Consider the following 24563-nt stretch of genomic DNA (forward strand, 5'->3'; position numbering starts at 1 on the left):
CGATCTGGATGCAGATCAGAAAGCATTCCCGCTGGCAATCCGGAGGTCCGCCCACCGGATGCAGCGACCCAGGACCACATCGACGACTTCCAGGCGCGTGAGCTGCGTGTCCACGATCTGCAACACAGCCTTAAGGACCGAGTACTCGAAGATTTCCGCTCTGCACACGACTGTCTGGCCATCGGTGCTTTGCTCGACATGGAACACGAATTCAAACCGATCCCGGTACCGCGGCGGACCCATGTTTTCAATCCTTTCGCCGCAGCCCCCGTGCCTTGTTCGGGCAATTCAGGCCGTTGCTGCGTCAGGATGAAAAATGTATCTCTGCGTAGAAAATCTATCTACGCCATCGTGCGTTTTTCGCGACGGCTATCGAAAACGCTTGGTGAACTCGCGCACCACGCCGATGACCTGGGCATCGCCCAGTGGCTTGATGGGGTAACGGCTGTTCAACGGCTTGAGATACAGGTCCCCGCCGTCTTTCACGAGTTGCTTGAACGTGGTCTCGCTGGCCTCGTTCAGCGCGATGACATAGTCGCCGGGCACCGCCTCCATCTCCGGCTCCACGATCAGGATGGACCCGGCGGGAAACGAGTCGCCGGCCTCGCTGACCATGCTGTCGCCATGCACCCGCAGTGCGTAGGTGTGCTTCTTGACCGGCACGCTCACCGGGACGGTGTCGAATTGCGTCGTCGGCTTGAAGTTGTCGATGACGGTGTAGTTGCCTGCCTCGACCTCGGACACCAGAGGAACCTCAGCGCGCACGTCGACTCCCCGTGCACCCGCCGACACACCCGAGACCAGTTCCGCAACGGAAATTCCAAGCAGCTTGGCCACACGCGCCTGGTTGGCGCGCTTGGGAGCTGTGCCGCCTTGTTTTTCCCATTGCTGTACTGCGCCACGGCTCACCCCCAGCGCATCAGCAAATTGCTGCTCGCTCATCTGGAGGCGCTTGCGTCCTTCGCGAATTAGTTGACGGCTATTCACAGCCCTAGGGTAGGCGCTGTTTCAGATAGAAAGAAAATCGATGATAGCTCTTCCATCGTCAAGCCAGAGGGCATTCCGGCAACTTGATAGTTTTGTACCTGTTCGACGAAATTTCTATCCTGGTTTTAAAGCTTTCGCAGTCTTAGGATGATCTAACTGTCAGCCCGCGTAACAATCAGTCCATCGCTGGCGGTTTTGGGGGGAGTCCCATGCCCATGCTGTTGCTGCATCGCCTGGTCGAAGGGGCATTGCCAGCGAGAACCTTCTCGCTCGATGAAATCGAGGAGATCAAGGTTCTGGTTCTTGGTGGTCTCGTGCGCGCGGATCTGCGTGTGGACTCGACGCCTTCCACCGGGGGCAAAGTGATCATGGCGACGATGTTCCAGATCACGGAGAACGGCCGTCGAACGGCTGCTGCATTCCCTTCCTGCGAGAGCAAGCCAACGCACATCCACTTGCACGCCGCTCTTTCCGCTGCATCGGCCAGTGCTTCATACGTGCTTGCGAAGATCGGCCCACCATCGGCTGCCGCCGCGCGCAGGCCATGACGGCAATGTTCCACGATCTGCGTGTGACTCCGCCCAGTGAAGTCGCTGTGGGCACAACGCTCGGTGCGCGTATAAGGGCCGCCTGCCAGGCGCCGTTTGCGCCGAAACCGATCGAGTACACGATCGGCCGGGTTCAGGAGCGTATCGACCGTCAGTTCCAGTACTTCGAGGCGCTCGGAAAATTCAGCATGTTTGCCGATGGTGCGGTCTTCGTTGGAGCTCGCGTGACCTCCATCGATGACACGGGTGCGAGCATTCGCTGGAAGTCCGCTTTCTTCCCCGGGCCGCGTTATCGGCAAGCCGTCCGGCAGGAGCATGGTGAATTGCTCCCGCTCGGCTTTCATGGGCGCTTCGATCTGTACCTGCAGCAAGTGGTGGAGACGCCGGGTAGCGCGCAGGCTGCCGTCGTCGCGAGATCGGGCGCAGGCGAGGCAACCACCTTCGATTCAAGGAACGGCATGTCTGCCGATGTTGCCCGTGCCTTGCGCGAAGGCATGGTGCGCGCAAGGCTCCTGGCTGCCGGTCCTGCGTAGGGGAATGGTTCGGCCGGATCTCCAGGAACACGCAAGGGAAGCGAATGACGAAAAGGCGGACCATCCACAGCGCGACCATCACCTTGAAACTGCCGCTCGGCATGAACGCGCGCGATGAAATCGAGGCTCTGCGAACCGCAGGCATTCCAGTCGACTGGCTGGGCAACGCGAAAACCGGCTTCCTCTTCGTGCGGACTGGAGGTAGCTCGGAGAGCCGGCAGAACATCTTTCGATGGTTCGCCTCCAGCATCCGATAGCTTCATCTACCCGCGACGCAACGGTGCTTCCTCTTCGGGCGCATCGGCGGCAAGGGTCTTCCATCCCCGGAGCGTGATCTCGAATACCGTGGCCGCGTCCTGGCGCAGGCAGTCGTCGCAGTCCACGTGGGCAGGAGGAATCCGCACCTTGACGTGCCCGGCGGCTTCGAGCACGCGCAGCCTGTCGATCGTCGCCAGGGCAGCCTCGGTGCAAGGCAGCTTCGCTGTGGCGAGTTTCCTGAGCAGGGTCATGCACATCGCAGCGCCTCCATGCAGTCATGTCCGTAGCTCAGCGCCCGGTCAAGGATCCCGACATTCTTCGGCAGGAAAGGCACGCGACTGTCTCCTTGGATGGCTGAAGAGGAATCTTGCGCGCCCGACCAGCGGTGGGTGTTGAGATGGATCAAGCTTCGCGCGTCAACCCATCAATGCGCGCAGGCTCGCGAGCGCCACCTTCGGATCGGCGATGCCGTGGTAGATGGGCGGCACCTCGAGGCCCAGGCCCATGAGTCCGTACACCCCGTGCATCGCGCCGCGCACCGAGTACTCGACCGTGAAGACCACATCCTCCGGAATCTCCACGTACTGGCCCAGCAGGGCGAAGTTCTTCGCGCCGGCCGGTATGACGGGCGGGCGGTCCGATGCGCTGCGGCATGCGAACTCGCTGGTGATGTAGGGCATCATCACCGACACCACGGTCGTGGTGCGCCGCACTTCCTCGAGGATGTCCTCGAAGCCCAGGTGATGCATCAGTTCCGTGAGAATTTCCTGGCCACCAGCCTGTGCCATCGTCTTGTCGACGTGGTTGCCCTGGGTGTCGATCAGCAACCCGTAGCCCCACAGCGTGTAGACCCCCTCGGGCTGGCCCTCGAAGTGCGGCGCGTGCGGCACCACGATCGACATCAGCCAGCTCGAATCCTTGAAGGTCATGAGCCCGCCGGTGCCGGGCGGATTGCCTGAGAGTGCCTGGATGCGCTGGATCAGCAAGGGGCTGCGCATCGTGAGCGTGAACGACTCCCACTTGCTCTCGTCCACGTTGCCGCAGAAGTTTTCCGGCTTGCCGAGGCTCGGTGCCTTGCGAGCCATGTTGCGCCACAGGGTCCAGGCCCCGTCGCTCTGGTCACGCACCAGTTCCGGCGCCTGGTGGTCGTTGCCGTTGCGCGAGTCGGCGGTCATGGAGCCGATGGTGATGAAGGCACATTCCTCTGCGCCGAGGCGGTATGCCAGGGGTCGGCCTTCCCTGACGCAATGCAGCGTCTCGAGCCGCAGGCCGTCTGCACCGGCGGCAAAGTCCACGTCGACCACGCGCATGCCGTAGTCGAACCGGACCCCGCGATCCAGCAGCCACCTCACCATGGGGCGCACGATGGTGTCGTACTGGTTGAACTCGGTGCGCCGCACGCCGCCCAGCGTGTGGATGCGCGGCAGCTCCTGCAGGAAGCGCAGCATGTAGCGCTTCAGCTCGACGGCGCTGTGCCAGTTCTGGAATGCGAAGGTCGTGCGCCACATGGCCCAGAAATGAGTGTCGAGAAAGTGGGTGGAAAAGCATTCCTCGATGCGCTGCCTGCCCAGCACCCGCTCGGGCGTGGCCAGCAGGCGCATCAGCTCCACGCGGTCCTGGAAGTTGAAACCCAGGTCGCTGGCGTTCAGGATGCGGCGATGGCGGTCGATCAGGCGGGCGTGCGCATCGGAGCGCCACAGCGCATTGAAGGCCTGAATCTCGTCGCGCACCGTGCGGTTCGGCGCGCCAGGCGAGGGAATGCTCTGCAGCACGTTCCACAGGCAGGTATAGGTTTCGTCAGTGAACATGCGGCCGCCGCGCGTCACGTATCCCTGGATGGCATTGCCGCTGCCATCGAGAGCGCCACCGGGTGTCGGACCCTCCTCGAGGATGCGGATGTGCGATCCGGGCATGCCGGCGTCGCGGATCAGCAGCACGGCCGCGGAAAGCGCGCCGATGCCGCTGCCGACGATGCAGGCCTGTTGGAAAGAGTTCATGGAGTGGTGCCGTGATGCGAAGACGAGGTCCGAGGCTAGGCCTGCGCGCCCGGCCCGGCCTTGCGCTCGATCAAGCATCGGCGCTGTCGCGTGGAAGTTCGCGGGCGATTGATTCAGCGCAAGGCTGTGCGATTCGAGCAGGCCTAAGGTCGCCCCGTCCAAAGCCCGTCAGTCCAAGGAGCCCCTCATGCAGACCCCAAAATCCATCCTGCTTCACCTCGACGGCTCGGCCCGTACGGTGGAGCGCATCAAGCTGGCGCGCCAGCTCGCAGAGACTTTCGATGCCGAGGTGACCGGCCAGCCGTGCACCCTGTCCGCGCTCATGCGCTACCCGTTCGCCATCGAGGCTGCCGCGGAGGCCGTCGCGATCATGCAGGAGATCGACAAGGACGCGCGCGGCGCGATGCACGCCACCTTCATGGAGCACAGCGCAGGCTCCCAGCGCCTGCACTGGGCCGAGCCGGAGAGCGACGGTCCGTGGGGATTCGCGCGGCGTGCGCTCTACACCGACCTGATGGTCCTCGGCCAACGCGACCGGAACGACCCGATGGACGGCGAGCTCCCCGGCGATTTCCTGCCCAGCGTGCTGGTGCAGAGCGGTCGGCCGGCGCTGGTGCTGCCGTATGCGGGGCCGGTCGGTTCCGTCGGCCGCAACGTGCTGGTGGCGTGGAAGGAAACCCCCGAGTCCGCGCGCGCCGTGACCGCCGCGCTGCCATGGCTGCGAAAGGCGGCCCGGGTGCATGTCGTGGCCTACGGCGAGGACGCAGAGGCGTCGCTGCAGCGCCTGCAGAACTACCTGCGGATGCAGGACGTCCAGAACATCACGCTGCATCCCGGCGGCGACAAGGACGACGATATCGGCAACAAGCTGCTGTCCTTCGCTGCCGACCTGGGTTCGGACCTGCTGGTGATGGGCTGCTACGGCCACAGCCGGGCGCGCGAATGGGTGATGGGCGGCGCCACGCTGTCCATGCTCCAGTGGATGACTCTGCCCGTGCTGATGTCGCACTGAGGCCACTGGGGCGTCAGTGCGCAGGGGAGGCTGCAATGCGCTTGACTGCCCGCAGCTACGCGAATTGCGCGCCCGCGCGATAGCCTGTTCCCCCGGAGCCGGGCCCGGGGATATTGCATTGCTCCAGTACGAGTGGCGGCAGTGCGGCATTCACGGCAGGACTCGCTCAAAAGACAGCTCGGGCGTTGCCGCCTCAGGCGTCCACCAGCAGGTCATTCACCACCACAGTGACGCCTGGCGTGGCCCATGCGGCACCCTGCACCGCATCGCGGTCGGTCCAGGAATGGACCGTGCCGCGCAGCGTGACCTGCGAGCCGTTGACCGTGATGGCAAGCTTGCGGGCTTCGCGGTCGGCCTGGCGCGAAAGCGCGTCGTGAATCTTCTTCTCGACGTCGGCGGGGCTCACCTTCGGCTTGACTTTCACGAGGTTCGACACGCCGGTCACCCCCATCAGGTCGCGCACTGCGCTTTCGGCGGCGCTGCGCTGATATCCCCACTCGACTTCGCCAGCCAGCGTGATCCAGCCGTTTTCCACCAGGGGCTGGATCTTGTCGTCGGGAACGAGCGCGTTCCAGTCGAGTGCGCATTCGACCGCCATGGCTATGTCGGCATCGGTGCGCTGGTTGTCGAAGGGCAGCTTCACGGTCAATTCGACGGCCAGCGCCTTGACGCCATGCACACGCTGCACGGCGCGCTCGACGGCGTACTTCTCGGCGTGGCTGGCGAGGTGGCCTGTGAGGGTGACCACACCGTCCTTGACGATCACGCCGACGTCGGAGGTCTTGACCTCGGGCGCCCAGGTCAGCTCGGCCTGGATGTCGTTGCGCAATTGGGTATCGGTCTTCATGAGGATTCCTTGCGGTGAATGAATGGAAGGGCAGTTGCCTCGGGCCCGGCAGCTCAGGCGATGGCGTCCAGCAGCAGGGCCTGGAGCACGAAGCACCGGTTGTCGGCCAGCGGGGTCTTGTCTCCGAGAAGCCCGGCCAGTTGCTCGGCCGGATGGCCTCGCATGGCGGCACCATCGAAGACCGGAATCCCGGCATGCTGGCCGATCTGTTGAACGAGCACGGGCTCCAGGCCCTGGCACTCCACGGCCTCGTAGAGGCGGCCGAGCATGCGGGCGGTGTGCTGCACTTCCTGCGGCGTACTCGCGGACGACAGGCTCGAGCGCATGACGGCTACGTGGGCGCCCAACGCCTCCGCGGCGCGACGGAACAGCGCCTGAGCCTCGTCGGGCTGCGTTTCGCACAGCAGCCCCAGGTTCTTGCCGCGCAGCAGCTGGCGGGTGGTCCCGTCCAGCGAGGCGCGCTGGAGGATGCGCGCGTGGCACAGCAGGCTCGCCACGTTCAGTGGAGAGAGCTGCGGCTCGGCCTCGGGACTGCGGGCGTTGTTGGAAAGGGGCATGGCAATGGTCAATGTGTGACTCGCCAAGGTTAGGGACGCCAACGGTCCCGGACTTGATGCAGGTCAAAGCACGGAGCGGGCCTCGTGCGACTTGCAGCACACCGAATGCCGTTGATACACGCCGGACACACTTCATTCACCGAGCGTTACCCACCGATTCCGACCGTTGTCATTGCGTTGCCGCGGGCTTCCTAGCATCCATCCATCGACACGCGACAGTTCACCAAGGAGTCCAGATGCTCAATACCGCCACTTCCTCGAAGACCACACCGGTCCTGCCGACCATCGGCCGGGAGTGCGCGGACCGGAGCACCGGCGATACGCTGAAGCTGCTTGCCGAGCAACTCAAGCCGCAGCGCCGTGTGGTGCACACGGGTGACACGATCTACCAGGCGGGCGAGCGCTTCGGCAATCTCTACATCCTGAACTCGGGCTTCTTCAAGATCGTGAATCTCTCGGCCGATGGGCGCGAGCAGGTGGTGGGTCTCAAGTTCCGCGGTGACTGGCTCGGCTTCGACGGCATCGCGGGCAGCCGCTATTCATGCGATGCGGTGGCCATGGATACCGGCGAGATCTGGGTTGTGTCGTACGAGGCCCTGCTGGCCGCCTGCGTCGCGCATCCCGGCTTGCTGCAAGTTCTGCACACCGCCATGAGCCGGGAGATCTCGCACGACCGGGACTCGTTGATGTCCGTCTGCACACTGCCGGCCGACGCCCGCGTGGCCGACTTCCTGCGCTACTGGGCGGAGACGCTGGCCGAGCGCGGCATGCGCACCGACGAGATCACGCTGCGCATGACGCGCGCCGAGATCGGCAACTACCTGGGCATGACGCTCGAGAGCGTGAGCCGCGCGCTGTCGCGGCTGGCGCGCGACAACGTCATCGGGTTTGCCACCAAGGGGCGCCGCGATGTGCAGATTCCCGACGTCGGCGCACTGTCGGCCTTCGTGCAGCGCTGCCTGGCACCTGCACCCGCAATGCTCCAGTAAAGGTCGCAGCCGCGCGTTCAGGCGTGGCCGGCCAGCACCTTTGCCATGGCCCGCGCAAGTTCGGAGCGCGAGTAGGGTTTGCGCAGCAGTTCCCAGCTCTGCGGCACTTCTCGGTCGGCATCCAGCAACTCGGACGAGAAGCCCGACATCAGCAACACCGCCAGCCGGGGAAAGCGCTGCTGCACCTCGATGGCCAGCCGCGTGCCTCGCATGCCGGCGCCCAGGGCGATGTCGCTCAGCAGCAGGTCGAAAGGCCCGGCGCCTGCGTCCAGCGCCGACAACGCCTGCTCGGCCGTGGCGGCCGTGACGACATCGCAGCCCAGCGTGGCAAGGAAGGTGTGCACCACCTTGCGCACCTCCGCGTCGTCCTCGACCAGCATCACACGCAGTCCGGGCGGAATCGTTTCGTCGGCACGTTCGTCCTCGGTGGCTGGCGGTCCGGCTTCTTCCTGTTGCGGCAGGTAGAGCGTCACGGTAGTGCCCCGGCCCGCCTTGCTGTCGATCGCGACCGCGCCCCGGGACTGGTTGACGAAGCCGTGCACCGTGCTCAGGCCCAGCCCGGTGCCGCGGCCGGCGTCCTTGGTGGTGAAGAAGGGCTCGAAGGCGCGCTCCTTCACCTCCTCGGACATGCCCGTGCCGCTGTCAGCGATGGAAATTGCGACGAAGCGCGCGGCAGCGTTGCTGTTCGGGTCGTTGCGTTCGCTGCGCAGCGCCTCCGGCAACGCACCGCACAGCTCGGTGCGAAACCGCAGCGTGCCGCCTTCGGGCATGGCGTCACGCGCATTGATCGCAATGTTGAGCAGCGCCGATTCCAGCTGCCCCGCGTCTGCCACCACAGGCGGACAACCAGGCGCGGTGTCGATTTCGATGCGAATGCGCTGGTCCAGCGTGCGCCGCAGCATGTCGGCCAGGGAGTGCAGCAGCGCATGCGTGTCGACGGCGATCGGCTGCAGCATCTGCCGGCGGGAAAACGCCAGCAGCTTGCCGGTGAGTTCGGCGCCCCGTCGCGTGGCGCGTGTGGCGGCGCCCAGCAACTGCTGGGCGTAACTGTCCTGAGCAAGTGCGGGCAGTTCTTCCAGAACCTGGAGGTTGCCCTGGATGACGGTCAGCAGGTTGTTGAAATCGTGCGCGATGCCGCCCGTGAGCTGGCCGACGCTTTCGAGCCGCTGCGCATGGTTGAGCGCCTCCTCGGTCTGCACGCGCTGCAGGCTGGTGGCAAGCAGGCTGGAAAGCGACTCGAGAAAGCGCACTTCTTCGTCGCCGAAGCGCTTGGACTCCTTCGAGCGCACCGACAGCATGCCGATTACCCGCCCCCGGTCGGACAGCGGCACCGCGAGTGCGCTGACCAGCCCGGCGTCGAGGTAAGCCTGGGGCACGGCGAAGCGATGTTCCTTGCCATAGTCCGGCACCACGACCGGCCGGCCTTGGGAGAGCACGAAACCCGGCGGGGTGTCGGGGCGGTTGGCAATGCGCGAACCTATCTCTTCACCGGCGATCAGGCCGATGCCGCTGACTACGCGAAACTCGAGGCCGTTGCTGTCGAGCAGCCACACCATCGCGACCTCGACTTGCAAGGCCGTTGTGATGATTTCCGGCACATGCTCGAGCACCACCTGCAGATCGCGCGTGTCGACTGCCAGGCGCCCCAGTTGGGCCAGGTGCTCGCTGTAGCGGGCGCGTTGCAGTGCCTGCTTCACGCGCGGGTAGGCGCCGATGTCGCGGATGGCGGCCACGACGAAGGGCAAACCATGGTTCTGCAGCGGGCTGAGCGCGATCTCGACCATGACCTCGCTGCCGTCCTTTCGCTTGGCCACCAGCTCCATCTGCGTGCCCATGGGGCGCGGGCGGGGGGAGCGGCCATAGGCTTCACGGTAGGAGGCGTGGCGCGGGCGGATGCTGTCGGGCACCAGCACGTCGACGTTCAGGCCCACCAGTTCTTCCACCGCATAGCCCAGCAGCGCGGCTGCCGAGGGGTTGGCGAGCATGATGCTGCCGGACTGGTCCACCAGCAGCAGCGAATCGGGGTAGGCGATGAAGAGCGAGCGGAACACGCTGCCTTCCTCGATGCCCGACGGCAAGCCCTGGATGGGCACGTCGAGCAGGAAAGGCGGGTTGCGTGCAGCGTCAGCCATGGGAAACCGGCGGCACCAGGATGTAGCCTGCGCCTCGCACCGACTTGATGAGCTGCGGGTCGTCCGCATCCGCCTCGATCTTCTTGCGCAGCCGGCCGACCTGCACGTCGATCGTGCGGTCGAAGGGGGCGGCTTCGCGTCCGCGTGTCTGCTCGAGCAGGAAGTCGCGCGACAGCACGCGGCCGGGATGGCGGGCAAAGGCTTGCAGCAGGTCGAACTCGCCGCCGGTCAGCGGCACTTGCTCGCCTTGCGGGTTCCTGAGGCTGCGCGCGGCGGTGTCGAGCTGCCAGCCGGCGAAGCTCAGCTTGTCGGGAGAGGCTGCAACGGGCGCCGGGGACGCGGGTGTCTCGGGCGTGAGCCGGCGCAGCACCGCCTTCACGCGCGCCACCAGCTCGCGCAGGTCGAAGGGCTTGGTCACGTAGTCGTCGGCCCCAACCTCAAGGCCCACGACCTTGTCCACAGCATCGCCCCGGCCGGTGACGATGACGAGGCCGCAGCGCCAGCTCTCGCGCACGTGGCGCGCAATGGTGAAGCCGTCTTCGCCGGGCAGGCCGAGATCGAGCAGTACGAGGTCTGCGGGATCGGTGTCCATCAGCGCCATGAGGGCCCGGCCGTTGTGGACCTGGGTGACACGGAAACCGTGGCCCTGCAGGTAGTTGGCCAGCAGCAGCGTGATGTCAACCTCGTCGTCGAGCACCGCGATGTGGGAGGCAAGTTTCATACAAGGGCAAGGAAATAGAGCACGAATGTTGTAAACATCCTGAATCGAAGGGGAGCGTAGCACGCAAGCCTCGTTTGCGGCTCTCTTTGCAGCCGTGCCGTCGGCCGTAGCGTCCAGCGATAAAGGATGTGCGATCTTGTGCGGCCTTTGATCCCGCGCAAGCCGGGCAGGGCGGTGCGGCGTCAGCATTCGTGTGAACGCCCCATCGGGGCAAGAGGACACACATGAACTCCGACTTCACTTTTCCGCTGGCGCTGTGCAAGGCGCAGTACGGCATCTGGCTGCACTCGCTCGAAATGTTCGAGACGATCGGATCGCGCATCCTGCAGGACGGCATCGCACTGACCCGCGCCGAGACGGATGCCGTCACGCGGGCCGAGGACTGGCGGGCGTTGGCCATGGCGCCGATGCATGCGTTCCGGCGCTCGGACACGAACGATGTTTCCCACACGCCACCGGTAGCCATCGAGGCCACACCATCCCGGCGGGCCGTGGTGAACGACGCCTTGCGCACCCTGCACGGGGCATTGGCCGCGGCACCGCCCGCACGCCGGCAGCATGCTGGTCGCAAGGCAGCCGCGACGCGAAGGAAAGCGTGACGCTCTCGACCATCTCCGTGCACCTCGACCACACCGAGCGGTGCGAGGTCCGCACCCGTCTGGCGGTGCGGATCGCCAGGCTGTTGCAACCCGGCGCCGCCACCTGCTCGCGCGGAAGAAGCGGCCGATGGGCCGATATGCTCGTGAAGCACTGACGCGCGCGGCTACAGCAGCCCCTGGTTGGCGGCCGCGATCACCGCATGCGCACGCATGCGCACGCGTGCGCACCTGCAGCTTGAGGCAGATATTTTTCATGTGGGCGCAGACCGTCCGCCCGCTGATCGAAAGATGGCGGGCGATGTCCCCTGTGACATGGCCTTCGGCAACGAGCCGGAGCACCTCGCGTTCCCGCGCCGAGAGAACTCCGCGGGGGCCGCCTTCGGCTTCCCGCAGTGCAAGGGGAGCATTTCCAAGTCGCATCAGCAGGTGCCGGATCACGCTCGGCGACACCGCCGCGCCGCCATTGACGACCTGCAGCACCGCTTGCGCGAAATCCTGGAACCAGGAGTTCTTGACGAGATAACCCCATGCACCCGCGGTGAACGCCCGGCGCACATGAACCTCGTCTTCCAGTGCCGAGTGCACGATGACTTCGACCGAACTGCAATGGCGTCGGGCGCTCTCGATAAGTTCGAATCCCTTGCCGCCGCCGAGCCGGACATCGATGATGAGCACGTCGAATTCATGCTGTGTCAGAAGGCGCTTGCCTTCCTGCAGGCTGCCCGCTTCGCCGACGATACGCACGCGCGCGTCTGTGGCCAGTTCGCGGGCGATTGCACGCCGCGCATCGGCGTCTTCGTCGATCACCAGCACCCGCACCGGCTTCCCAGGCTGGCCGGTCAGGAAGCCCGGCCATGAATTCGCCGGTACCCGATTCGTCTCCTGCGCAGGGGCGCTTTCGATCTTCGCGAGCCAGTGCGGGGCGCCACGCGTCAGCGGTGACGGCTCGGGTGGGACTGCATCCAAGGATGGCTCCATGCTGTTGCTGAAGTTCAGTTCAGGCTGAAGGAGTCCATGGCATCAGAGCACTGCGGACCACGAGCCCGAGATGCGGCTTTCGAGTTCCGCGATGCCCACGTGGCACAGGTCGTTGTTCAGCGTGGCCTTGAGCCGCTGGGTGACCGCTTCGCTCAGCTGCGCCTTCAGTTCGCCCATGAAAGGGTTCGAGGCGAAAAGCGTGAGGGAGGCGTACTCGCCGACCTTCAGGCCCGCCTCCAGCCGCTGGGCGATTTCCTTCGCGAAGCGCTGGTGCTCCTTGCGCCGTGCGTCGCTGCGCGGCTCGAAATGGTTGAGGCCCCGGCTGTTGTCGGCGGCTTGGCTGCCGGGACGGTCCGACTCGAGTTCCCTGGCGTGCAGCCGGCTTGCATCGTGTGCGAGGGTTTCGACTGGCACGAGCGGCGACTTGGCGGTGTCTCGGCGAAAGATGCGTGCCGATGCGGCATTGGCGATGACGATCAATTGGGTCTTCATGACGCTTCCCGGAGTAAGGGCGATGCCCAAGACTAGGACGTGCATTCACGGCAGACGTTGCGCTGGATCAAGTTCCGCCCCTTGCCCGGGCTGCTTGTGCGGCGCACGAGGCGGTCTTTGACCGCCCCGGACTCTGTCAGCGACCGAGCCGCTCGAAGAATTCGAAAATGCCCATGCCTGCCAGCATCGCAGCCACGAAGACAAGGGCCTTGACTTCGCCCATTCCGAGGGCGACCAGGCCCGGGCCGGGGCAGAAGCCTGCGATGCCCCAGCCGATGCCGAAGAGCAGGCTGCCCGCGATCAGGCGACGGTCGATGTGGCGCGCCGAGGGCAGGCGCATCTCGACCCCGAGGATGGATACCGTGCGACGCCTTGCCAGCATGAATGCGACCATGCCGACGGCGATGGCACCGGCCATGACGAAGGCCAGGGACGGGTCCCAGGCGCCGGAGAGGTCGAGGAAGCCGAGCACCTTGGCCGGATTGGCCATGCCGGAGACGATGAGGCCGAGCCCGAAGACCAGGCCGGCGAGCAGCGAAGCGAGAACGAGCATGAAATCTCCTCAGGCACCGAGCAGATGACGTGTCACGAACACCGTGGCAAAGCCGGCGCCCATGAATGCGGCCGTGGCCATGAGCGAGCGCGGCGACAGGCGGGAAAGGCCGCAGACCCCGTGGCCGCTGGTGCAGCCAGACCCGTAGCGAGTGCCCAGGCCGACGAGCAACCCCGCCAGGATCAGCGTGCCGTAGTTCGCGTCGATCTGCGGCCTGGGCAGCGCCGCGAAGAGCAGATAGACCAGCGGTGCGCCGACAAGCCCGAGCGTGAAGGCGGCGCGCCAGGCAACGTCGCCCCTGATCGGCCTGAGCAGCCCGCCGAGCACGCCGCTGATGCCTGCGATGCGCCCGTTGAGCAACACGAACAACGCCGTGGCGATGCCGATGAGCACGCCGCCGGCCAGCGCTGCGAACGGGGTGAAGTGGTTCCAGTCGATGGCCATCATTCCTCTTTCGGGCAGTAGAGGCGGTAGAGAACCGCGAGGATTTCCAGCATCGCCGGGTCGGCCACGCTGTAGAAGATGTTCTTGCCGTCGCGACGGGTGTTGGCCACGCCCTCGTTGCGCAGCACGCCCAGTTGCTGCGACAACGTGGGCTGGTGAATGCCCAGCTTCTGCTCCAGATCGCTCACGCACATCTCGCCCTGCGACAGTTGGCACAGGAGGAGGAGGCGGTCTTCGTTGGCCAGGAGCTTCAGCGCCACGACCGCCTTGCCGGCGGCTCCGCGCAGGAGTTCAGGGTCAATGGCCAGGGATGAGTGCTTCATGGGTTCCGGGCTTCGCTTTCGATTGACATATTATATTCAAATATATATTGTTGTGACGGGCAACGGAACATCCATGGATGGAGCACTCATGACAGCACGCACGACGACCCAAGGCTTTTTCGATCCCGCGACATGGACGATTTCCTACGTCGTGTGGGAGCACGCCACCAGGCATGCCGCGGTCATCGACCCCGTGCTGGACTACGACTTCAAGTCAGGGCACACCGGCACTGCGTCGGCAGACAAGCTGCTTGCCTATGTCCGCGACCAGGGCCTGAGCGTCGACTGGATCCTGGAGACCCATGCGCACGCCGATCATCTGTCCGGTGCCCGCCACGTCCAGGAGCAGGTCGGCGGAAAGATCGCCATTGGCGAGAACATCCGCGTCGTCCAGTCGACCTTCAAGAAGCTCTTCAATCTCGAACGCGGCTTCCTGCCGGACGGAAGCCAGTTCGATCACCTGTTCAAGGATGGCGAAGTCTTCAGGATCGGCGACATCGAAGCCACCGCCTTGCTGGTGCCGGGCCACACCCCCGCAGACATGGCCTACCTGGTGGACGGCGCCGTCTTCGTCGGCGACACGCTCTTCATGCCCGACCTCGGCAGCGCACGCGCCGACTTTCCCGGCGGCGATGCGCGCCAGCTCTACGGGTCGATGCGCAGGCTGCTGGATCTGCCGCCCGACACCGCCGTGTACGTCTGCCACGACTACCCGCCGGCATCGCGGCAGGCCCGCTGGCAGAGCACCGTGGCGGAACAGCGCGCACACAACATCCATGTGCGCGACGGCATCGGCGCCGACGAGTTCGTCGCGATGCGCACGGCCCGCGACGCGACGCTGGATGTGCCGACGCTCATCCTCCCGTCGATCCAGGTGAACGTGCGGGCGGGGCGGCTTCCTCCGGCCGACGACAACGGCGTTGCGTACCTGCGCATTCCGTTGAATGCGCTCCCGGTGCACCGCTCCCCGGCCCGGAGCTAGCCGGGCAGGGCGGGTTCAGTGCGCCTCGGTCAGCTGATCGAGGATCGCCGGGTTCTCCAGCGTCGACACATCCTGCGTGATCGCCTCGCCCTTGGCCACCGAGCGCAGCAGGCGGCGCATGATCTTTCCGCTGCGCGTCTTGGGCAGGTTGTCGGCGAAGCGGATCTCCTTGGGCTTGGCGATGGGGCCGATCTCCTTGCCGATCCAGGCGCGCAGCTCGGCCGCCAGGCGGTCGGCTTCCTTGCCCTCGGGGCGCGGCTGCTTGAGCACCACGAACGCGCAGATCGCCTCGCCGGTGGTGTCGTCTGGCCGGCCGACCACCGCGGCCTCGGCCACCAGCGCCGTGCAGGCCACGAGCGCCGATTCGATTTCCATGGTGCCCATGCGGTGGCCGCTGACGTTCAACACGTCGTCGATGCGCCCGCCGATGGTGAAGTAGCCCGTGAGCGCATCGCGAGCGGCGCCGTCGCCCGCCAGGTAGTAGCCGCGCAGCTCCGGCGGGTAGTAGCTCGAACGGTAGCGCGCGTCGTCGCCCCACACCGCGCGGATCATGCTCGGCCAGGGCTTCTTGATGACCAGCAGGCCGCTCTCGCCGTTGGGCACGTCGTTGCCCATCTCGTCGACGATGGCCGCGGCGATGCCCGGAAAGGGCAGGGTGCAGGAGCCCGGCACGAGGTCGGTGGCACCCGGCAGCGGCGTGATCATGTGGCCGCCGGTCTCGGTCTGCCACCAGGTGTCGAGCACCGGGCAGCGGCCGCCGCCCACGTGCTTGCGATACCACTCCCACGCGGCCGGGTTGATCGGCTCGCCGACCGAGCCCAGCACGCGCAGGCTGCGCAGGTCGTAGCGGTCGGGGTGAACGGCGGAGTTGCCTTCGGCTGCCTTGATGAGCGAGCGGATGGCGGTGGGTGCCGTGTAGAAGACCGTGACGCCGTGCCGCTCGATCATCTGCCAGAAGCGCCCCGCGTCGGGGAAGGTGGGCACGCCCTCGAACACCACCTCCGTCGCGCCGATGGCCAGGGGGCCGTAGGCGATGTAGGTGTGGCCGGTGACCCAGCCGATGTCGGCCGTGCACCAGAACACGTCGTCGTCGTGCATGTCGAAGGTCCACTTCGTGGTGAGTGCCGCATGCAGCAGGTAGCCGCCGCTGCAGTGCTGCACGCCCTTCGGTTTGCCCGTGGAGCCCGATGTGTAGAGCAGGAACAGCGGATGCTCGGCGCCCACCCATTCGGGTTCGCAGCTGTCGCCCTGTGCTTCAGTGATCTCGTGCATCCACAGATCGCGCGGCGTCCATGCAATGGGCCCACCGGTGCGGCGGTAGACGATGACCGACTCCACCGCCTCGCAGCCGCCCAGTGCAAGCGCCTCGTCGACCATTGCCTTGAGCGGCAGTTGCTTGCCCGCGCGCACCTGCTGGTCGGCCGTGATGACCACGGCGGCGCCGGTGTCCGCGATGCGGTCGCGCAGCGCGTGCGCCGAGAAGCCGCCGAACACCACCGAGTGCACCGCGCCCAGCCGTGCGCAGGCCTGCATCGCGACCACGCCTTCGACCGACATCGGCATGTAGATGACGACGCGGTCGCCTTTCTTCACGCCGCGCGCTTTCAGCGCGTTGGCCATGCGGCAGGTCTGCGCGAGCAGTTGCGAATAGGTTGTGCGAGTGACCTTGCCGTCGTCCGACTCGAAGATGATCGCCACCTTGTTGCCCTTGCCGGCCTCCACCTGGCGGTCGAGGCAGTTCCACGAGACGTTGAGGGTGCCGTCCTCGAACCAGCGGTAGTAGGGCGCATCGCTGCTGTCGAGCGTCTTGGTGAACGGCGTTTTCCAGCCGATGAATTCGCGCGCAAGGCGAGCCCAGTAGCCCTCGTGGTCGGCATCGGCTTCGGCCACAAGGGCGTCGTATGCGGCGCGACCGGCGATATGCGCGGTGCGGGAGAGTGCTTCCGGGGGCGCATAGACCGGAAGACGGGACGGGAGATCGGGAGCGTTCATGTCTCGTGTCTTTCGTGGGGGTGGTGGCGCGATCTTGCCGACGGTGAAGGAGAAAACCTTGCGCCAGCGCAAGCTTCGATGCGGCGCGTGCACTCCTAATCGGGCCATCGCACACAAGGAGACTCCATGGAAGACGATCTGGTCGCGCGCATTGCCGCGAATCCGCAGTACAAGCAACTCAAGCGCCGGCGTGACCGCTTCGGCTGGACGCTGGCGGTGCTGATGCTCGCCGCCTACTACGGCTTCGTGCTGCTGGTGGCCTTCGACAAAGAGTTCCTGGCGCGACGCATGGGCGAAGGCGTCATGACCCTTGGCATGCCGATCGGCTTCGGCGTGATCGTCTTCACCGTGGCCATTACCGGCTACTACGTGCGCCGTGCGAACGCGGAGTTCGACACCCTGTCCGACGCCGTGGTCAAGGCCGTGCAGAAGGTGGCCAAGCCATGAACGCACACCTCCTGCGCATGCGATCCGCCGCCGTCCTTCTTGCGCTGGGCGCGGTCTCGGCGGGCGCTCTTGCGGCTGGCGCCGACCTGGGCCAGCTCCAGCGGCAGCCCACCAACTGGACCGCCATCGGCATGTTCGCGCTGTTCGTGGTGGGAACGCTCTTCATCACCAAGTGGGCCGCGGCGCGCACGCGCTCGGCATCCGATTTCTATACGGCCGGCGGCGGCATCACGGGCTTCCAGAACGGGCTTGCCATTGCGGGCGACTACATGTCGGCGGCGTCGTTCCTCGGCATTTCGGCCGCAGTGATGGCCACCGGCTATGACGGGTTGATCTATTCCATCGGCTTCCTGGTGGGCTGGCCGGTCATCACCTTCCTGATGGCCGAGCGGCTGCGCAATCTCGGCAAGTTCACCTTCGCCGACGTGGCGGCCTTCCGCTTCAAGCAGACCCCGGTGCGCATCTTCGCGGCCTCGGGCACGCTGGTGGTGGTGGCGTTCTACCTGATCGCGCAGATGGTGGGGGCAGGGCAGCTCATCAAGCTGCTGTTCGGCCTCGAATACTGGATTGCGGTGGTCATCGTGGGCTCGCTCATGATGGTCTACGTGCTCTTCGGTGGCATGACGGCCACCACCTGGGTGCAGATCATCAAGGCCGGCCTGCTGCTGGGCGGCGCGAGCTTCATGGCGGTGTCGGTGCTGTGGCACTTCGGCTTCAGCCCGGAGGCGATGTTCGCCGGTGCGGTGAAGGTCAAGACCGACCTGGCGCTCAAGGACGGCAAGACCGCCCAGGTGGCAGCGAGCATCGGGCAGTCGATCATGGGCCCGGGCAACTTCGTGAAGGACCCGATCTCGGCCATCTCCTTCGGCATGGCGCTCATGTTCGGCACGGCAGGCCTGCCGCACATCCTGATGCGCTTCTTCACCGTGCCCAGCGCCAAGGAGGCGCGCAAGTCGGTCATGTGGGCCACGGGCTGGATCGGCTACTTCTACCTGCTGACCTTCATCATCGGCTTCGGGGCCATCACCTTCGTGCTGACCAACCCCGACTTCCTCGACGCCAAGGGCGTGCTCAAGGGCGGCGGCAACATGGCGGCGATCCACCTGGCCAATGCGGTGGGCGGCAACGTGTTCCTGGGCTTCATCTCGGCGGTGGCCTTCGCGACCATCCTCGCGGTGGTGGCAGGCCTTACGCTGTCGGGCGCGTCGGCGGTGTCGCACGACCTGTATGCCACCGTCATCAAGAAGGGCGACGCCGGCAGCGCGGCCGAGCTGCGCGTGTCCAAGATCACCACGCTGGCGCTCGGTGCGCTGGCGGTGCTGCTGGGCATCGTGTTCGAGAAGCAGAACATTGCCTTCATGGTGTCGCTGGCCTTCGCCATCGCGGCCTCGGCCAACTTCCCGGTGCTCTTCATGTCGGTGCTCTGGAAGGGCTGCACCACGCGCGGCGCGGTGATCGGCGGCTTCCTCGGGCTGGTCTCTTCGGTGGCGCTGACGGTGGTGTCGCCTTCGGTCTGGGAGGCCACCTTCGGCTACCCGGCGGGGTCGGCGCCGTTCCCGTACACCTCGCCGTGCCTGTTCTCGATGAGCATCGCGTTCGCGGGCATCTGGCTGTTCTCGGTGCTGGACCGCAGCGCGCGCTCCCAGGTGGACCGCGGCGGCTTCCTCGCCCAGCAGGTGCGTTCCGAGACCGGCATCGGCGCGCATGGCGCGAGCGGGCACTGAACGAGCCTGCACGCTGGCCACGGTCCGGCGCCGTGGTCAGTCAGCGCCTATCAGCACCTTGACATGCGCTGCGGCGCTGCGGGCGAGGGCGCTGAGCGCATAGCCGCCCTCAAGGCAAGAGATGACGCGCCCGTGGCAATGGCGCTGCGCCACATCCATGATCTGCCGTGTGACCCAGGCGTAGTCGCGCTCCACCAAGCCGAGGTTGCCCATGTCGTCCTCCCGATGCCCGTCGAAGCCCGCCGAGATGTAGACGAGCTGCGGCGCGAAGGCTTCGAGCGCCGGCAGCCAGCACCCGGTGACAGCCGCGCGGAACGCATCGCTGCCCGAACGCGCGGGCAAGCCAATATTCACCATGTGCGAGCCGTTGTCGTCTTCGCCCGAGAAGGGGTAGATGCCCTTCTCGAAGATGGAGCACATGAGCACGCGATCGTCGCAGCGGAAGATGTCGGCGCTGCCGTTGCCGTGGTGCACGTCGAAGTCGATCAGGGCCACGCGCTGCAGGCCGTGCACGTCCAGCGCATGCCGGATGCCCACTGCCACATTGTTGAAGAAGCAAAACCCCATGGCCGCTTCGCGCACCGCATGGTGCCCGGGCGGGCGCACGTTGCAGAAAGCCGTGGACGCCTTGCCCGCCAGCACCAGGTCGGTTGCCAGCACCGCGGCACCGGCGGCGCGCAGCGCGGCCTGCACGGTGTGCGGGTTCATGAGGGTGTCGGGGTCGACGAAGCGGTGGCCTTCGGTGGGAGCGGCGGCAATGAGTTCGCGCACGTACGACATCGTGTGCGCGCGCGCCAGCTGGGTGCGCGTGGCAAGGGGCGCATCGTACGGAGCCATGTAGTCGAGCAGGCCCGCGATCAGCAGCCGGTCATGGATGGAGGAAAACCGCTCGGGGCATTCCGGGTGGCCCGCGCCCATGTCGTGGTGCGCGCAGTCGGGATGGGTGATGTAGGCGCTGAGCATGCGAGTTCCTTCGGAGTCCCGGGGGCGGTACGCGCGGAAGGCTCGCTGCCAGACGCGACCCCGAAGTGGGTTGGGGAAGTTTCACTCTAGGCAAACAGGCGCATGTCGCTGTTGCGCTGTATCAAGCAAGCGGACGACAAGCGCCGCATTCGCTACGGCTGGAATGCCGGCACGGTGTTGACGTGCATCAAAGGCCGTGGGAGGTGCGGTCCGCAGAATCGCCCGCACTGTTCACGAGGTACGAATGCAATCCCTTCTTTATTCCGGTCTTCTCGATCTTCCATGGTGGGGCGCGGTGCTGTCCGCGCTGGCGCTCACGCATGTCACCATCGCTTCGGTCACCATCTTCCTGCACCGCCACCAGGCGCATCGCGCTCTCGAACTGCACCCGGCGGCGAGCCATTTCTTCCGCTTCTGGCTGTGGCTGACCACCGGCATGGTGACGAAGGAGTGGGCCGCGGTGCACCGCAAGCACCACGCCAAGTGCGAAACACCCGAAGACCCGCACAGCCCGCAGGTGTACGGGCTCAACAGGGTGCTGTGGGGCGGCGTGTTCCTCTACGTGCGCGAAGCGGGGCATGCGGAAACCCTCGAGCGCTACGGCCACGGCACGCCTGACGACTGGCTGGAGCGCAATCTCTATTCGAAGCACAAGATCTTCGGCATCGTGCTGATGGGCATCGTGGACATGACACTCTTCGGCGTGGTGCCGGGCGGCCTGGTCCTGCTCACGCAGATCGCGTGGATCCCGTTCTGGGCGGCCGGCGTGGTCAACGGCATCGGCCACTACTGGGGCTACCGCAACTGGCCCGCCCGTGACGCCAGCACGAACATCTCGCCGATCGGCATCCTGATCGGCGGGGAAGAGCTGCACAACAACCACCATGCCTTTCCCAGCTCGGCCAAGCTTTCGAGCAAGTGGTTCGAGTTCGACATCGGCTGGCTCTACATCCGCACGCTGCAGGCCCTGGGCCTGGCGACGGTGAAGCACGTGGCGCCCACGCCGCGCCTCGTCGCGCCCAAGGCGAATGTCGATCTCGCCACGGTGCAGGCAGTCATCCGCTGCCACTACGACGTGCTGTCGAACTACTCGCGCTCGCTGAAGAAGGCCTGCGCAGTGGAGCTCGGTCGCCTGCGCCGCATGTCGCCTGAAGCCGCGCGTGCCCTCAAGGCCGTGAAGCCATTGCTGGGCAAGGACCAGGGCCTGCTCGGCCCGTCGCGGTACCAGCAGGTGATACAGGCGTTGAATGCATCGCAGGCACTGACTACTATGTATTCCATGCGCGGGGAGTTGACCGCCTTGTGGAGCCGTTCCGCCGCCACTGGCGAGCAGCTTGCCAGGCAGTTGCAGGACTGGTGCCAGCGCGCCGAGGCGAGCGGCATCGCACCGCTGGCGGACTTTTCCCGCCGCCTGCGTTCCTACGCCTGAACGGCCCTGCGCCGAGAGGATGCGATTGAGGCTTGCGTAATGGTTTGGCGATTCGATGTCTGCAACGGCGATGCCGACGGCCTCTGCGCCGTCGTGCAGTGGCGGCTGCACGAGCCCGGGCCGGCAGAGCTCGTGACGGGGCTCAAGCGCGACATCGCGCTGCTCGGCCGCGTCCAGGGACAAGCCGGCGACGAAGTCAACGTGTTCGACATCTCGATGCAGCGCAACCGCGGCGAACTGCAGCGCCTGCTCGACGACGGCCTGCGCGTGCGCTACTTCGACCATCACGCCGCCGGCAAGGTGCCGGTGCACCCGAACCTGGAGGCACACATCGACGAGGCGAGCGATGTCTGCACCAGCCTGCTGGTCGACCGCCACCTGGGCGGAGCGCATCGCGCCTGGGCGCTGGTCGGCATCTATGGCGACAACCTGGGCGCAGTGGCCGACCGGCTGGCGCTCGAAGGCGGCTTCGAGCCCGGCGACTGCGCCGGGCTGCGCCGGTTGGGCGTGCTGATCAACTACAACGCCTATGGCGAGTTCGAGCACGACGTGCGCATCGCACCCCGCCTGCTGTTTCCGCTGATGGCGCGCTACCCGGACCCGCGCGACATGCTGGCGCACGAGAGCGTCGTCGACGAAATCGATGCAATGCGCCACAGCGACCTGCGGCTGGGTGCGGACGCCGCCGTACTCTGGCAGGGGCCTCAGGGCAGCGTGCGCGTGCTGCCCGATGCGCAGTGGAGCCGGCGCGTGCAGGGCTGTCTTGCCAACGAGCTGGCAAACGGCGAGCCCGGCTGTGCGCATGCGGTGCTGAAGGTGCAGGGCGACGGCTATGTCGTCAGCGTGCGCGCGCCGCTGGCACTTCCGCGCGGCGCCCATGCGCTGTGCAGCCGCTTCGGCGGCGCCGGCCGCTCGCGCGCGGCCGGCATTGACCGGCTGCCGCGTGGTGACTTGTCGCGCTTTGTCGAGGCTTTCGCCGAGGCGTCCTGGAGTTAGCGCGCCAGACGACGTTGCAGACGCGAGGATTCCTTGCGCTATCGCAAGGGGAGGACGGGCAGGGACGCATAACGTTGCGGCATGAAAGCACTCGTATACCGGGGCCCCGGCCTCAAATCGCTCGAAGACCATCCCAAGCCGGAGATCCAGGCGCCGGGCGACGCCATCGTCAAGATACTCAAGACGACCATCTGCGGCACCGACCTGCACATCCTCAAGGGCGATGTGCCGACCTGCACGCCGGGCCGCATCCTCGGGCACGAGGGTGTGGGCGTGATCGAGAGCGTCGGCGCCGGCGTCACGGCTTTCCGCCCGGGTGACCATGTGCTGATCTCGTGCATCTCGTCGTGCGGCAAGTGCGAGAACTGCCGCCGCGGCATGTATTCGCACTGCGCCACCGGCGGCTGGATTCTCGGCAACACCATCGACGGCACGCAGGCCGAGTACGTGCGCATTCCGCATGCGGACACCAGCCTGTATCCCGTTCCGCCCGGCGCGGACGAAGAGGCGCTGGTGATGCTCAGCGACATCCTGCCGACCGGCTTCGAATGCGGCGTGCTCAACGGCAAGGTCGCGCCCGGCAGCACGGTGGCCATCGTGGGCGCCGGGCCGATCGGCCTGGCCACGCTGCTCACGGCCCAGTTCTATTCGCCGTCGCAGATCATCCTGATCGACCTGGACGACGGCCGGCTCGAGGTTGCGCGCCGCTTCGGCGCGACGCACACGATCAACAGCACCGACGGCAAGGCGGCCGAGGCGGTGCTCGCGCTGACAGGCGGGCGCGGCGTCGACGTGTCGATCGAGGCGGTCGGCATACCGGCCACCTTCGTGCTGTGCCAGGACATCGTGGCGCCCGGCGGCACCATCGCGAACATCGGCGTTCACGGGCACCCGGCCGAGCTTCACCTGGAGCGGCTGTGGTCGCAGAACATCGCGATCACCACGCGGCTGGTCGACACCGTGTCCACGCCGATGCTGCTGAAGACGGTGCAGTCCCACAAGGTGGACCCGGCCCTGCTGATCACGCACCGCTTCACGCTGGACCAAGTGCTGGATGCCTACGACACCTTCGGGCGCGCCGCCGAGACGCATGCGCTCAAGGTGATCATCGAAGCGTAGGCAGTGGATTTTCCGGTCCATTTCCTGCGCCAGGACGCGGCGCACCACCTTGCGGGAGCATCCATGAACTTCAAAACCATATTCGTTCACCTGGACCACTCGGTCCGCAGCCCCGTGCGCGCCGCTATGGCGGCCCAGTGGTCTCGAGTGCACGAGAGCCACCTGGTCGGGCTGGTGCCCACGGGCCTGTACGACGGCGTGATTCCCGCCGACGCCATCGCCACCGGCATGACCGACTACATCGCCGAGTCCGCCGACTACCTGCATCGGCGAGCCGAAGCCATCGCGCGCGAGTTCAGGGAAGGCATCGCCGGATCAGGGCCCTTGTCGTACGAGGTGCGGCTGGTCGATGGCGCCACGGTGGACGCCGTTGTGCGATACGGGCGCGCGAGCGATCTCGTGGTGCTCGGACAGGACGACGACTCGAACAGGAGGGACACCACGGTGCACGGGCTCGCCGAGCAGGTGCTGATGGAAGTGGGGCGACCGGTGCTGGTCGTGCCTTCGGCCGGTATGTTCGGGGGGATCCCGAAGAACATCGTCGCGGCCTGGGACGGCTCGCGTGAAGCCGCCATGGCCCTTCAGGCGGCATTGCCGGCGCTGCGGCGCGGGGCACGCGTCACGCTCCTGTCGCTGCGCCACCCGCGCGACGAAGACAACACGCAGCAGCTGCTGGTATCGGACATGATCCAGTTCCTGCTGAGGCACGGCGTGCAGGCGCGCGCCGAGTCCGAGGTGACCGAAATCGACATCGCGGACGCGTTGCTGTCGCGGGTTTCGGACCTGAGCGCCGACCTGCTGGTGATGGGCGGCTACAGCCACTCGCGCCTGCGCGAGCGGATCCTTGGCGGCGTGACGCGGCAGATCCTCGCGCAGATGACGGTGCCGGTCCTGATGGCGCACTGACGTGAGCGGCCGCGGCGGCCAAGTGTCGCTTGGCG

General features: G+C 66.2%; 28 protein-coding genes and 1 pseudogene. 14 read left to right on the forward strand and 15 right to left on the reverse strand.

Annotation, left to right across the window (positions count from 1 at the left end):
• Window positions 1–15: 15 nt before the first annotated feature.
• Both AC07O3_RS04275 and AC07O3_RS04280 read right to left on the reverse strand, forming a co-directional pair.
• The gene (locus AC07O3_RS04275) at window positions 16–243 is read right to left on the reverse strand and encodes a hypothetical protein (RefSeq protein WP_495338654.1); all 228 of its coding nucleotides are present in this window, start codon (window positions 241–243) and stop codon (window positions 16–18) included.
• A gap of 126 nt (window positions 244–369) precedes the next feature.
• Window positions 370–987 (reverse strand): LexA family protein, encoded by a 618-nt coding sequence (locus AC07O3_RS04280; protein WP_495338655.1) that lies wholly within the window; start codon window positions 985–987, stop codon window positions 370–372.
• 215 nt (window positions 988–1202) lie between these two features.
• Here AC07O3_RS04280 and AC07O3_RS04285 point away from each other — a divergent pair, with 215 nt between their 5' ends.
• From AC07O3_RS04285 to AC07O3_RS04295, 3 genes are all read left to right on the forward strand, one after another.
• On the forward strand, window positions 1203–1535 hold the full coding sequence (locus AC07O3_RS04285) for a hypothetical protein (protein WP_495338656.1): 333 nt from the start codon (window positions 1203–1205) through the stop codon (window positions 1533–1535).
• The gene (locus tag AC07O3_RS04290; protein WP_495338657.1) at window positions 1532–2068 is read left to right on the forward strand and encodes a hypothetical protein; all 537 of its coding nucleotides are present in this window, start codon (window positions 1532–1534) and stop codon (window positions 2066–2068) included. Before AC07O3_RS04285 ends, AC07O3_RS04290 begins: the two co-directional genes overlap by 4 nt.
• Window positions 2069–2151: 83 nt before the next feature.
• Entirely contained in the window at window positions 2152–2325 is a 174-nt protein-coding gene (locus tag AC07O3_RS04295; protein WP_256216638.1) for a hypothetical protein, read from the forward strand.
• Window positions 2326–2331: 6 nt separating this feature from the next.
• Here the strand turns inward: AC07O3_RS04295 and AC07O3_RS04300 are convergent, their stop codons facing one another.
• Both AC07O3_RS04300 and AC07O3_RS04305 read right to left on the reverse strand, forming a co-directional pair.
• The gene (locus AC07O3_RS04300) at window positions 2332–2577 is read right to left on the reverse strand and encodes a hypothetical protein (RefSeq protein ID WP_176928965.1); all 246 of its coding nucleotides are present in this window, start codon (window positions 2575–2577) and stop codon (window positions 2332–2334) included.
• Between the two features lie 165 nt (window positions 2578–2742).
• Window positions 2743–4323 (reverse strand): oleate hydratase, encoded by a 1581-nt coding sequence (locus AC07O3_RS04305; RefSeq protein ID WP_495338658.1) that lies wholly within the window; start codon window positions 4321–4323, stop codon window positions 2743–2745.
• A gap of 187 nt (window positions 4324–4510) precedes the next feature.
• On the opposite strand from AC07O3_RS04305, the gene AC07O3_RS04310 reads away from it, so the two are divergent.
• Window positions 4511–5335, forward strand: a complete 825-nt coding sequence (locus AC07O3_RS04310; protein ID WP_495338659.1) for a universal stress protein — start codon at window positions 4511–4513, stop codon at window positions 5333–5335.
• A 193-nt stretch (window positions 5336–5528) separates the two neighbouring features.
• On the opposite strand, the gene AC07O3_RS04315 is transcribed toward AC07O3_RS04310, so the two are convergent.
• Window positions 5529–6182, reverse strand: a complete 654-nt coding sequence (locus AC07O3_RS04315) for a BON domain-containing protein (protein ID WP_093173597.1) — start codon at window positions 6180–6182, stop codon at window positions 5529–5531.
• A gap of 53 nt (window positions 6183–6235) precedes the next feature.
• Window positions 6236–6739, reverse strand: a complete 504-nt coding sequence (locus tag AC07O3_RS04320) for a Rossmann-fold NAD(P)-binding domain-containing protein (protein ID WP_093060163.1) — start codon at window positions 6737–6739, stop codon at window positions 6236–6238.
• 236 nt (window positions 6740–6975) lie between these two features.
• Here AC07O3_RS04320 and AC07O3_RS04325 point away from each other — a divergent pair, with 236 nt between their 5' ends.
• Entirely contained in the window at window positions 6976–7728 is a 753-nt protein-coding gene (locus AC07O3_RS04325; protein ID WP_495338660.1) for a Crp/Fnr family transcriptional regulator, read from the forward strand.
• 17 nt (window positions 7729–7745) lie between these two features.
• On the opposite strand, the gene AC07O3_RS04330 is transcribed toward AC07O3_RS04325, so the two are convergent.
• Both AC07O3_RS04330 and AC07O3_RS04335 read right to left on the reverse strand, forming a co-directional pair.
• Complete coding sequence (locus tag AC07O3_RS04330) at window positions 7746–9860, reverse strand: PAS domain S-box protein (RefSeq protein ID WP_093074278.1); 2115 nt, start codon at window positions 9858–9860, stop codon at window positions 7746–7748.
• Window positions 9853–10581 carry a winged helix-turn-helix domain-containing protein gene (locus tag AC07O3_RS04335; RefSeq protein ID WP_495338661.1) on the reverse strand — a complete coding sequence of 243 codons (729 nt, stop codon included), beginning with the start codon at window positions 10579–10581 and terminating at the stop codon, window positions 9853–9855. The genes AC07O3_RS04330 and AC07O3_RS04335 overlap by 8 nt, the downstream gene beginning before the upstream one ends.
• A 224-nt stretch (window positions 10582–10805) precedes the next feature.
• On the opposite strand from AC07O3_RS04335, the gene AC07O3_RS04340 reads away from it, so the two are divergent.
• The gene (locus tag AC07O3_RS04340; protein ID WP_495338662.1) at window positions 10806–11180 is read left to right on the forward strand and encodes a hypothetical protein; all 375 of its coding nucleotides are present in this window, start codon (window positions 10806–10808) and stop codon (window positions 11178–11180) included.
• Complete coding sequence (locus AC07O3_RS04345; RefSeq protein ID WP_495338663.1) at window positions 11177–11335, forward strand: hypothetical protein; 159 nt, start codon at window positions 11177–11179, stop codon at window positions 11333–11335. The genes AC07O3_RS04340 and AC07O3_RS04345 overlap by 4 nt, the downstream gene beginning before the upstream one ends.
• Before the next feature lie 112 nt (window positions 11336–11447).
• Here AC07O3_RS04345 and AC07O3_RS04350 read toward each other — a convergent pair.
• The 5 genes and pseudogenes from AC07O3_RS04350 to AC07O3_RS04370 form a co-directional block, all read right to left on the reverse strand.
• Window positions 11448–12158, reverse strand: a pseudogene (locus tag AC07O3_RS04350) (response regulator transcription factor); the annotation flags it as partial.
• A gap of 42 nt (window positions 12159–12200) precedes the next feature.
• Window positions 12201–12650: a host attachment protein gene (locus AC07O3_RS04355; RefSeq protein ID WP_093060076.1), complete on the reverse strand. Its 450-nt coding sequence runs from the start codon at window positions 12648–12650 to the stop codon at window positions 12201–12203.
• 136 nt (window positions 12651–12786) lie between these two features.
• Window positions 12787–13203 carry a DUF6691 family protein gene (locus AC07O3_RS04360; RefSeq protein ID WP_495338664.1) on the reverse strand — a complete coding sequence of 139 codons (417 nt, stop codon included), beginning with the start codon at window positions 13201–13203 and terminating at the stop codon, window positions 12787–12789.
• A gap of 9 nt (window positions 13204–13212) precedes the next feature.
• A complete protein-coding gene (locus AC07O3_RS04365; protein ID WP_495338665.1) occupies window positions 13213–13647 on the reverse strand; it encodes a YeeE/YedE family protein in 435 nt (144 codons plus the stop codon).
• Window positions 13647–13970 carry a metalloregulator ArsR/SmtB family transcription factor gene (locus tag AC07O3_RS04370; protein ID WP_495338666.1) on the reverse strand — a complete coding sequence of 108 codons (324 nt, stop codon included), beginning with the start codon at window positions 13968–13970 and terminating at the stop codon, window positions 13647–13649. Before AC07O3_RS04370 ends, AC07O3_RS04365 begins: the two co-directional genes overlap by 1 nt.
• Window positions 13971–14058: 88 nt before the next feature.
• Between AC07O3_RS04370 and AC07O3_RS04375 the strand changes: the two genes are divergently transcribed.
• Window positions 14059–14952: an MBL fold metallo-hydrolase gene (locus AC07O3_RS04375; RefSeq protein ID WP_495338667.1), complete on the forward strand. Its 894-nt coding sequence runs from the start codon at window positions 14059–14061 to the stop codon at window positions 14950–14952.
• A gap of 15 nt (window positions 14953–14967) precedes the next feature.
• Here the strand turns inward: AC07O3_RS04375 and acs are convergent, their stop codons facing one another.
• Window positions 14968–16944 carry an acetate--CoA ligase gene (gene acs, locus AC07O3_RS04380; RefSeq protein WP_426388627.1) on the reverse strand — a complete coding sequence of 659 codons (1977 nt, stop codon included), beginning with the start codon at window positions 16942–16944 and terminating at the stop codon, window positions 14968–14970.
• A 126-nt stretch (window positions 16945–17070) separates the two neighbouring features.
• On the opposite strand from acs, the gene AC07O3_RS04385 reads away from it, so the two are divergent.
• Together AC07O3_RS04385 and AC07O3_RS04390 are read left to right on the forward strand one after the other, a co-directional pair.
• Complete coding sequence (locus tag AC07O3_RS04385) at window positions 17071–17391, forward strand: DUF485 domain-containing protein (RefSeq protein WP_093060066.1); 321 nt, start codon at window positions 17071–17073, stop codon at window positions 17389–17391.
• On the forward strand, window positions 17388–19115 hold the full coding sequence (locus AC07O3_RS04390) for a cation acetate symporter (protein ID WP_371127432.1): 1728 nt from the start codon (window positions 17388–17390) through the stop codon (window positions 19113–19115). Before AC07O3_RS04385 ends, AC07O3_RS04390 begins: the two co-directional genes overlap by 4 nt.
• A 36-nt stretch (window positions 19116–19151) precedes the next feature.
• Here AC07O3_RS04390 and AC07O3_RS04395 read toward each other — a convergent pair whose 3' ends face one another.
• Window positions 19152–20078, reverse strand: a complete 927-nt coding sequence (locus tag AC07O3_RS04395; protein ID WP_495338668.1) for a histone deacetylase family protein — start codon at window positions 20076–20078, stop codon at window positions 19152–19154.
• 244 nt (window positions 20079–20322) lie between these two features.
• Here AC07O3_RS04395 and AC07O3_RS04400 point away from each other — a divergent pair, with 244 nt between their 5' ends.
• The 4 genes from AC07O3_RS04400 (at window position 20323) to AC07O3_RS04415 (ending at window position 24528) form a co-directional block, all read left to right on the forward strand.
• Window positions 20323–21507 (forward strand): DesA family fatty acid desaturase, encoded by a 1185-nt coding sequence (locus AC07O3_RS04400; RefSeq protein ID WP_495338669.1) that lies wholly within the window; start codon window positions 20323–20325, stop codon window positions 21505–21507.
• Between the two features lie 39 nt (window positions 21508–21546).
• Entirely contained in the window at window positions 21547–22503 is a 957-nt protein-coding gene (locus tag AC07O3_RS04405) for a hypothetical protein (protein ID WP_495338670.1), read from the forward strand.
• An 81-nt stretch (window positions 22504–22584) separates the two neighbouring features.
• Complete coding sequence (locus AC07O3_RS04410; RefSeq protein WP_093173570.1) at window positions 22585–23622, forward strand: zinc-dependent alcohol dehydrogenase family protein; 1038 nt, start codon at window positions 22585–22587, stop codon at window positions 23620–23622.
• Window positions 23623–23685: 63 nt separating this feature from the next.
• Window positions 23686–24528 carry a universal stress protein gene (locus AC07O3_RS04415; RefSeq protein WP_495338671.1) on the forward strand — a complete coding sequence of 281 codons (843 nt, stop codon included), beginning with the start codon at window positions 23686–23688 and terminating at the stop codon, window positions 24526–24528.
• The last annotated feature ends 35 nt before the right edge of the window (window positions 24529–24563 follow it).

This window comes from Variovorax sp. GW821-FHT09D05 (assembly GCF_059416325.1).